General features: G+C 56.3%; 11 protein-coding genes. 4 read left to right on the plus strand and 7 right to left on the minus strand.

Translation table 11 applies throughout. The annotated features are described in order from the left end of the window. Positions 1-497 precede the first annotated feature (497 nt). From GX466_04960 to GX466_04985, 6 genes are all read right to left on the minus strand, one after another. Complete coding sequence (locus GX466_04960; protein NLH93553.1) at positions 498-1,076, minus strand: ribonuclease HII; 579 nt, start codon at positions 1,074-1,076, stop codon at positions 498-500. Positions 1,077-1,096: 20 nt separating this feature from the next. After that, positions 1,097-2,569 carry a class I SAM-dependent methyltransferase gene (locus GX466_04965; protein ID NLH93554.1) on the minus strand — a complete coding sequence of 491 codons (1,473 nt, stop codon included), beginning with the start codon at positions 2,567-2,569 and terminating at the stop codon, positions 1,097-1,099. Positions 2,570-2,573: 4 nt separating this feature from the next. Continuing rightward, a complete protein-coding gene (locus tag GX466_04970) occupies positions 2,574-3,245 on the minus strand; it encodes an orotate phosphoribosyltransferase (protein ID NLH93555.1) in 672 nt (223 codons plus the stop codon). Between the two features lie 129 nt (positions 3,246-3,374). Beyond that, positions 3,375-4,211 (minus strand): hypothetical protein, encoded by an 837-nt coding sequence (locus GX466_04975; GenBank protein ID NLH93556.1) that lies wholly within the window; start codon positions 4,209-4,211, stop codon positions 3,375-3,377. Between the two features lie 12 nt (positions 4,212-4,223). After that, positions 4,224-5,144, minus strand: coding sequence for a pseudouridine-5'-phosphate glycosidase (locus GX466_04980; protein NLH93557.1), 921 nt, complete (start codon positions 5,142-5,144; stop codon positions 4,224-4,226). A gap of 89 nt (positions 5,145-5,233) precedes the next feature. Continuing rightward, positions 5,234-5,683, minus strand: coding sequence for a septal ring lytic transglycosylase RlpA family protein (locus GX466_04985; protein NLH93558.1), 450 nt, complete (start codon positions 5,681-5,683; stop codon positions 5,234-5,236). 350 nt (positions 5,684-6,033) lie between these two features. On the opposite strand from GX466_04985, the gene GX466_04990 reads away from it, so the two are divergent. The 4 genes from GX466_04990 to GX466_05005 are packed head-to-tail and all read left to right on the plus strand — an operon-like array spanning position 6,034 to position 8,630. Then, a complete protein-coding gene (locus tag GX466_04990; protein NLH93559.1) occupies positions 6,034-6,237 on the plus strand; it encodes a ferredoxin family protein in 204 nt (67 codons plus the stop codon). Between the two features lie 7 nt (positions 6,238-6,244). Continuing rightward, on the plus strand, positions 6,245-7,324 hold the full coding sequence (locus GX466_04995) for a 3-methyl-2-oxobutanoate dehydrogenase subunit VorB (protein ID NLH93560.1): 1,080 nt from the start codon (positions 6,245-6,247) through the stop codon (positions 7,322-7,324). 14 nt (positions 7,325-7,338) lie between these two features. Next, positions 7,339-8,088 (plus strand): 2-oxoglutarate oxidoreductase, encoded by a 750-nt coding sequence (locus tag GX466_05000; GenBank protein ID NLH93561.1) that lies wholly within the window; start codon positions 7,339-7,341, stop codon positions 8,086-8,088. After that, positions 8,088-8,630: a pyruvate ferredoxin oxidoreductase gene (locus tag GX466_05005; GenBank protein NLH93562.1), complete on the plus strand. Its 543-nt coding sequence runs from the start codon at positions 8,088-8,090 to the stop codon at positions 8,628-8,630. Before GX466_05000 ends, GX466_05005 begins: the two co-directional genes overlap by 1 nt. A gap of 256 nt (positions 8,631-8,886) precedes the next feature. Here GX466_05005 and GX466_05010 read toward each other — a convergent pair. Further along, positions 8,887-9,058, minus strand: a 172-nt coding sequence (locus GX466_05010; protein NLH93563.1) for a hypothetical protein, incomplete at its 5' end; no start/stop codon positions are given.

Raw genomic sequence — 9,058 nt, forward strand, 5'->3', positions numbered from 1 at the left:
ACTGGATTCCGGGTCAAGCCCGGAATGACGTGGGTTGGGGGCTGGGCGGTGGTTGTTTCTGGATTCCAGGTCAAGCCCGTAGGGCGACATAACGATAGCGAGGGTGCGTAACCTCATTGTACAAGGGCAACAACAAGGTGGAAAGCCCCTTGCGGGCGTCAGAAATCAACTCCGCGGTTCTGTCGCCTCTGCGAGGCTTTGATAGGTTTGGGAAATCGCTGTCGAGGGGTTCCGTTCGCTTTGCTCACTCCTCACCCGCGTTATCTTTCTTCCGCCCCGCGGGCCATACCACCATCGTATCCTGCCAGCCGCGTCCTTAGCGCCCGAGTCCATCCCCCTCGCACGCCACGCGCACAATTCCCGTATCAAATGCGGGCATCATGCGGGAGGCGATTCAGGAACACGGGACAGGGCCTTAACGGCCAGTAGGCATCGCTTTGCTTGTTCGCAAAGTGGGATGGCGTGTTACAGACAGGATTGCGTGTCTGAAAACGCGGTCAAATCTGGGAAAGGGGCGCGAAAGTCCTGCGGTGGATGGGGCAGGGTCCGTGGTCTGAAATGGCCTGAAGGTGCTTTGCCGTTCCGTAACCCTTGTGTTGGGCGAAGCCGTAGAGCGGATATTGGGGTTCGTAGCCGGCCATGAGGCGGTCCCGGTGGACCTTGGCGAGGATGGAGGCGGCTGCGACGCAGGCGGAGAGCGAATCTCCGTGGATCAGGCTGTTTGCCGGGCAGATAAGCCTTGGCGGAAGCTGGTTTCCATCGATAAGGCAGAGGTCGTTTTCCGCGGCGATGGCGGTCACGGCTTCCCGCATCCCTTTCAGCGTGGCCTGCAGGATGTCGTGGCTATCAATCCAGGCGGCGTCCACCTCAACGATGAACCAGGCCGATGCGGAGGAGGTGATTTCGGCGAAAAGCTGTTCCCGGCGGCGGGGGGAGAGTTTTTTGCTGTCGTTGATATCCGGGATGGGATGGCTGTAATCCAATACCACGGCTGCCACCACCACGGGCCCGGCCAGCGCGCCGCGTCCGGCTTCGTCCACCCCGATCAGGCGGCCTTGGAGGTTGGCAATGCCCAGGTCGTGGGCGTAGAGAGCGTTCACAGCGGTTTTTGGAGCAGAAAGAAGAGGCGGAAATAGCGGTTGTCGAGGTCGTTGCCGTCGCGGGAAATCAGATTGGGCCTGGTATCCGGAGAGAAGATGGCCTTGAGACGCAGTTTGGAAGCGGCGCAGAGCTCAACAAGTTCCGGGGACCGGTACACCCTCTGCACGTGGCGTTCCTCAAAACGCTCATAAGCGTTGAGGTTCTTGCGGAAGAGGAGCAAATGCGTTATTTGGCGGTAGGTTAATGGTTCATAAGTGGAAATCTGGACAAGGTAGCCGTCACGGACGCGGTTGAAGGAGGTGGTGTCGCAGAAATTCTCCAGGCTGTTTTTGAGGGTGGAGATGTCGAAAACGAAGGTGCCGCCGGGTTTGAGGGCCTTATGCGCGTGGTTGAGCAGTTGGATGGCATCGGCTTTTTTCACCAGATAGTTGAAGCTGTCGAAGAGGCAGAAGATGAGGTCGTAGCCGCCACCGGGGATGGGATCGGTGAGCGAATTGAGAAAGAGGGAGGGTTTGAAGGGTTTGGCATCTGCCACGTGAAGCATGTAGGGCGAAATGTCGCAGGCATCCACTTCCATGCCCCGGAAAACCAGGATCTCGGAGGCGTTGGCGGTTCCGCAGGCAAGTTCCATAACTCGTTTGGGGGTTTCTTGCGCCACACGCTTGTGCCAGGACAGGATCAGGTCCACCCACTGTTCGTAGTTCACGTGCGACATGTAGGAATCGTAATATTGCGCGAAAAGCGAATAGGAGGTCTGATACGCGGAGGGGCTTCCTGATTTGCATCCGGGAGTGTTTTCAACCGCATCGGCCGAGGCATGGCGCAGGCGGTTCAGGGCGGTCAGGAAATCCACCTTTTCCTCATCCAATGCGAGGTTCAGCGCCTGCCAGCCTTCACCGATATGGCGCACTGTGAACGAGGGCAGGCTTGAGTGGCAGACGGCAGAGACCAGATCGCGGTTTCCGGTGCAGAGCAGTTCGCCGTAGCGGGCGCGGCGGAAGGCTTCAAAATCCGCATAGACGCTGCCGTCTTTGGGCTGACCCAGGGTTTCCGCTTCGGCGAGCAAGATGGCCGGATGGCGGGCTAGGGCCTGGCAGAGTTCATCTATCCGCGCCGTGAAACCCTCTTCCAGCGCGCTCAGATCTGCCAAAGAGAGCCTGGCACCTTCGTAAAGCGTGATGGGGGATGATCCTGTGGCAAGGGCCCAGCGCCTCAGCGTGCCCAGGCTGGCAAAGCAAAGCCGCGTAATTCCCTCTTTCTCAATGTGATCGCGCATCGCGGACACCGGATTGGCCGCGGAAAAGGCCTGGGGGCGGAAACCTGGATGGGCGGGCAATTCTTCCTGGTCCTCCGGTCCCGTGTAAAGGTAATGCCAGCTAATATCAGAGGCGAAAGGAAAGAATCTCCAGATCGCGGCTAGTTGCTGGCGCTCCCAGCGGCTGAGAGCGATGACGGCGATGTCGTTCAAAGCTTCAGAGCAGCTTGTCGCTGGCGCCGGGACGGGTGAGCGGGACCTGGGACGCGCAAAGCGGGCAGGATTCAGCGTTCCAGGCGGGGATGTCCATTTTCAGCAGGGACAGGAAGGGACAGCCAAAATCAGCCTCGCCGCCGGAGCGGTCCACGATTCCGGCTACGGCCTGGACTTCGATTCCGCGCTCGCTGAGGCAAGCGATAACCTCGCGCACGGAACCTCCGGTGGTGATTATATCCTCGACCACCACGGCCTTTTTCACCCCGGAGAGGTCAAAGCCGCTGCGGATCGTCATCCGCTCGTCCTTGCGCTGGCTGAAAACGAAGTTCCTGCCCAACAGCCGGGCCACTTCAAAGGCCAGTACGATCCCGCCGTAAGCGGGGCCCACCACGGTGTCGAAATCAAAGGGTTCCAAAAGTTCGGCCAGCAATCTGCAGATCTTGGCGGCGGCAGCGGGATCCTGCAGCAGCCTGATCTTTTCCACGTAGGTGCCGCTGTGTTTGCCGGAGGTGAGCAAAAAATGTCCTTCGAGGATGGCGCCGTTGGCGATGAGGATATTCCTTATCTCAGGCGTGTTCTGCTGTTGGGCCAGAAGTTCCCTAGCGTGGGCCTCATCGCTTGAGGCAACCTGCAATTCGATGTCGAATTTGCCTGGCAGGATGCCTGGAAGCATGGAGTAAACCAGTTCATTTTGCAAAAAAGCTTGAATGCCGTTGTCCGCGAGGAACTCCCTGGCGAGGTCGGCTTCAAAGTTGTCTCTGAACTTGGCGATGGTTACAAGCACGGGATCCATTTCCGCTCCTTACATTGAGGTGGTTGAGGCCAGATAGACCAGCACCATGATGGTCTCGAAAACTATCTCATAGTCGTCAGCCGTGAATTCGAGGGTGCGTCCGTCAAGGCGTTTGGTGTAGGGCATCAGGGCGGCCTGGTCGGCCATTGAGCTGTGGTTGAACTCGATTTTGAGGGTGATGGGGGCTTCAAACCTATACAGCGGCAGACTGTCCGGGCTTTTGGACAGGGCATTCAAAACGGTTGCGCGGGTTCTTTTGTCCACGGCCAGCCGGGAGTAGTTTTTGGCTGAAAACTTGGCCACGGCTTGCTTGGTGGCCACATATTCCAGCCAGGGCATGGGAGCTGCGAGTTCGGTTTTCAAGGCTTCGTCGCCGGTGACAAGGGTGACGGGGATTTGTTTATAACCCGCAAAGGCAGAATTGATGAGGGCTTCGTTCATTCTCTGGCCGTTGATCCAGATATTGTGGATGCGGCTGTTTGAATAGGTGTGGTCCATGTTTCCGCGCAAGGCGCCGGTGCCGCTGTGGTAGCCGAGCAGCCAGACTTGGCTGTAATCCTTGCTGAGTTCCGGCATCATGTAGCGGGGCCGGGGACAGCCTGAGATTAGGTTGATCCTGGCATCAAGCTCTGTGATGCTGTAATCAAGGTTATCGCCCCCGCTGTGGGAGTCGGCAATGGTGATCTCTTCGATCATGGCGGCGTGGGGACTGCCCAAGGCGGCTAACAGAGCCGTGGTCACATGCTGGGTGATGCATTTCCGCACGGCCGGACGGTCCGTCTTTTCATGTTCCCAATTGAAAGTTCCGGGCATGCCTTCCATGTCGATCGAGATGTAAATTCTCATGGCTTGTTCCTCTTAAACAATTGCCTTGGCCAGTTCAGACGCCACTTTCGCGTTGTTGCGCAGCAGCGCCAGATTGGCAGTTACGGAGCCACCTTTAGTAGCCTGCGCCAGATAGTCAAGCAGAAAAGGCGTGAGCGCTTTTCCGGTGATTCCGTGCAGTCGGGCGGCGACCAAAGCCTGATTTATGAAAGCTTCCATTTGCGGGGCCGGAATGCTGTCCGCGGCAGGGATGGGATTGGCGATCAGCAGGCCTTTCCCGCCCAGTTCCAGATGGTTTTTCCACAGCAGGGAGAAACCCTCCACGCTGTCAATCCGGTCGATGCGGAGTTCGCTTTCTGCGGTGTAGAAGAGGGGAAAGCTGTCAGTTTTCCAGCCCAGAACGGGCACGGCCAGGGTTTCCAGATACTCCAGGGTTGCGGGAACGTCCAAAATGGCCTTGCAGCCGGAGGAAACCACCGTCACAGGAATAGACGCGAGGGCGGTCAGGTCGCTGGAAACGTCCGGGGCCTTTTCCCAACCGCGGTGAACGCCGCCGATCCCGCCGGTGGCGAAAACCTTGATCCCAGCCAGAGATGCCAGCTTCATGGTGGCGGAAACCGTGGTCCCTCCGCTGTGGCCGAGGCTGAGGGCCAGAGGCAGGTCCCGCGAGCCCAGTTTTAGGAATGTTCCCGGCTTTTTCAGCGACGGGGTGATATCCTCAATGAGACTCTCAGTCACTCCAATATGCGCTGTTCCGTCCAAAACGATTATCGTGGCCGGGGTCACATCCTCGTTCACGATGATTTCTTCCAATTTCCGGAACACAGCCAGGTTTTGCGGCCAGGGCAGGCCGTGCGTGAGCACCGTGGATTCCAGTGCCACCACCGGCCGGCGTTTGGCAAACGCTGAACTTACCTCGGGAGACAGGGCCAGCTTCTTTATCAATTCAGGCATAGATTCTTCCACAAACAAAAATGGAATCAATCGTTACTCTGGGATAAGGGCAAGGATTGATTCCGTGTTTTGTTTCAGGATGGGTTGAGCTAAAGCTCGGTGTATTCTTTCCTGTCCTGAAGTTGCACTACTTCCACCTTCATCACGCCGGCCGCGAGCATGCCGATTTCCTTTGCCGCGCCGTAGGAGAGGTCTATATCCCGTCCGTGTTTGAAAGGGCCACGGTCGGTAACACGAACTATGACGTTCTTGCCGTTTTTGGGATTGGTAATTTTAAGGAGGGTTTGGAATGGGAGGGTTTTGTGTGCGCAGGTCATAGCGTTTTGATTGTAAACTTCACCGCTGGCTGTGCGTCGACCGTGGAAGCGTTTACCGTAGTAGGAGGCTACCCAGGTCTCGCCCGGTGGAGCTTCCTCCACGCTTGGAGGTTCTTGGTTCTGCAGGGAATCGATCACCGCCACCTGTTCATAAGGGATTGTGAGCTCTTCCGTGCTCGGTTGTCCCACCACTGTTTGCGCTAAAATCGGAGCGATGAACATCACCCAGATAGCGAAAACAGTGGAGAGAGTTTTCTTAGATTGATTTCTCATATTGGTTTTCCATGTTTTGCTTATGTCTCGCCGCTGAACTTTTTGAGCCACCAATTTTTGTCAAGTTTATTTTTCGTTTTTTCTGCTTATCTGCTTGTGCCGCAATATGTAGGCCTTGGCGGTCAATCGGGCTTCCGCGGCCTTGAAAACTTCGGGATGGGATCCCTTTTAGCTGGATTATCGAATTTGGCCTCATAAACCCCTGCCGGGAGGGCGACGGAAGAAATAGTTTGACAGAAATCCCCTGTTGCCTGCTATATCACAGAAACGAATTATTACAATAGAAAAGGAGTACGACCATGCCCAAAATGACGGTTGACCCGTTTTACTGCAAAGGTTGTGGACTCTGTATCGCTGCCTGTCCCAAGAAGATCATCCGGTTTTCAGAGGACATTAACGCGAAAGGATACCACTACGCAGAGTGTTTCAAGCAGGATGAATGCATAGCCTGCAAAATGTGTTATATGACCTGCCCCGATGTGGCAATCACGGTCGAGAAGTGAGGTTGAGATGTCGAAAATATTGATGAAAGGAAACGAAGCCGTGGCCGAAGCCGCGATCAGATCCGGCTGCCGCCTCTATTTCGCCTATCCGATCACGCCTCAGAGCGAGCTTATCGAATACATGGCCAAGATGATGCCCAAGGTGGGGGGAACCTTCCTCCAGGCTGAAAGCGAAGTCTCAGCCATCAATATGGTTTACGGCGCCGCAGGAGCCGGAAAACGCGTGATGACCTCTTCCTCTTCGCCGGGGATTTCCCTTAAAATGGAAGGGCTTTCCTACATTGCCGGCGCGGAGCTACCAGCGGTGATCATCAACGTTCAGCGCGGCGGACCCGGCCTGGGCGACATCCAGCCTGCCCAGGGCGACTATTTTCAAGCCACCAAGGGCGGCGGACATGGCGATTACCGCCTCATCGTGCTCGCTCCCAGTTCCGTGCAGGAATTCGCTGACATGGCATCCGAGGCCTTCGATCTAGCAGACAAATACCGCAATCCTGTAATGATTCTGGCCGACGGTATGCTGGGCCAGATGATGGAGCCGGTGGAATTCAAGGAAGCGAAGACCCAGAAAGAGATCGAAGCCCTTGGCAACCAACACCTTTCCTGGTGCATCTGTCCCAACGAAGACGGTGACAAGAAACACCACCACGAGATAAACTCCCTGGAGATCGATCCGGCCGTGCTGGAAAAACATGTTGAAAAACTCTATGAAAAGTACGCTGAGATCGAGAAAAACGAAATCAAGTATGATACCTACAACCTCTCCAATGACAACGAGGTGCTCTGCGTGGCTTGGGGAACCGCTTCCCGCATTGTGAAATCCGCCATCAACGAACTCACAGCCGCCGGCAAGAGCGTTGGCCTCATCCGTCCCATCACCTGCTGGCCTTATCCTTACGAGGCTGTGGCCGCCGCCATCGGCCCCAAGGTGAAGGAAGTTTATGTGTTTGAACTCAACACCGGCCAAATGCTGGACGATGTAAAGATCGCCGTGGCCGGCAAGGTCCCGGTTAAATTCTGGGGAAAGGTTGGCGGGATTGTGTTCACCCCGGCGGAGATCCAGGCCAAACTGGAAGCCTGTTTCTAAGAAGGAGGAAAGAAATGCAAGTAATCGCCAAAAGACCTGAAACTCTCACCAAAACACCCTTCACCTATTGCCCCGGCTGCCTCCACGGAGTGGCCCACCGCCTCATCGCTGAAGCGATCGAAGAGCAGGGGCTGATCAATTTAATGACCGGGGTGGCCCCTGTTGGCTGCTCTGTTTTCGCCTATAAATTCTTTAATTTCGACATGGCTGAAGCCGCCCACGGACGCGCCCCGGCTGTCGCCACCGGTGTGAAACGTGCCCGGCCGGACATGCATGTCTTTACCTATCAGGGCGATGGCGACCTTGCCGCCATCGGCACCGCCGAGATAGTTCACGCCGCGAATCGTGGCGAGCACATCAGCGTTTTCTTTGTGAACAACGCAATCTACGGCATGACGGGAGGCCAGATGGCCCCCACCACCCTACCCGAGATGAAGACAACCACCAGCCCCTATGGCCGCAAAGTGGACGATATCGGCTATCCCATCCGCGTTTGCGAACTTCTGGCCACCCTGGTGGCGCCCTATTATATTGAAAGGGTGTCGCTGCTCAGCCCGGCCGAGATTATTAAAGCCAAAAAGGCCGTGGACAAAGCCATCCGCTATAACAAAGAAGGCCGCGGCTTTACCTTTATCGAATTCATAAGCACCTGCCCCACCAACTGGGGTATGGACCCTGTCAAATCGCGCGATTGGGCGCGGGAAAACATGCTGCCCTTCTTCAAGCCCGGCTTGTTCCGGGACAAGGGCGAGGGGGTGGAATGATGACTACTGAAATGATTTGCGCGGGATTCGGCGGACAAGGCGTTCTCACCATTGGCAGATTCATCGCCCAGGCGGGTATGAAAGAAGGAAAGAACGTCTCCTGGCTGCCTTCCTACGGCCCCGAAATGCGCGGCGGAACCGCCAACGTCTCCACCGTTGTTTCCGACGGCCCCATCGCTTCTCCCATCGTGAGCTACCCCGATGTGTTGGTGGCCCTGAACCAGCCTTCCCTGGATAAATTCGGACCCAGTGTCCGCTCCGGCGGGGTGGTGATCATCAACACCAACTCCTGCCCCCACGGCTGCAAACGGGACGACGTTCAGATCGTGGCCGCCCCCATGACCGACATCTCTCTGGAAATCGGCTCCATGCGGGTTATGAACATGCTGGCCATCGGCATTGTGATCGGCAAAACAGGGCTCATCAAATACGAAACCATGGAGGAAGACCTCACTTCCTTCCTGAAAGCCAAAGACCCAGATTTGCTGGAAAAGAACCTCGCGGCCATCAAACGCGGAATGGAGATAGGCAAACAGCAATAGCATCCGTCCGGCTTATGCCCCTTTGTAAGGAGTGAAGCAGGCAAATGATATCAGAAGACGCGGAATCCATCCGCGTCTTTTTTTGACTCACGTTCAATTTGAATGGGTGGAAGCGCTGGAATGACGGACAGTCCTGATCTTCAGAGCTACCTGGCTGGCGTCGAGCGAGGAACGAGCATCGACGACAGCAGCAACGCCTGAAGTCCATGCTCACAGTTTTCGCTGGATGCCGGGCCCCCCGATTTGATAGGAAGCTTTATTCAGCCACTACCAGCCTGGCAGTGGCGGTTTTGCCGTTACCAGGATTCAGGCTGATGAGGTAAATCCCGGCGGACAAAGGGTCAAGAGCCTCTTTGGGAAGCTCAAAGCCTTGCCCTTTGTGATGCCGGCTGGCCCTGCCGGAATACAGCTCCTGTCCCTTGATGTTG

Source organism: Candidatus Cloacimonadota bacterium, from assembly GCA_012516855.1.
Taxonomy (GTDB): domain Bacteria; phylum Cloacimonadota; class Cloacimonadia; order Cloacimonadales; family Cloacimonadaceae; genus Syntrophosphaera.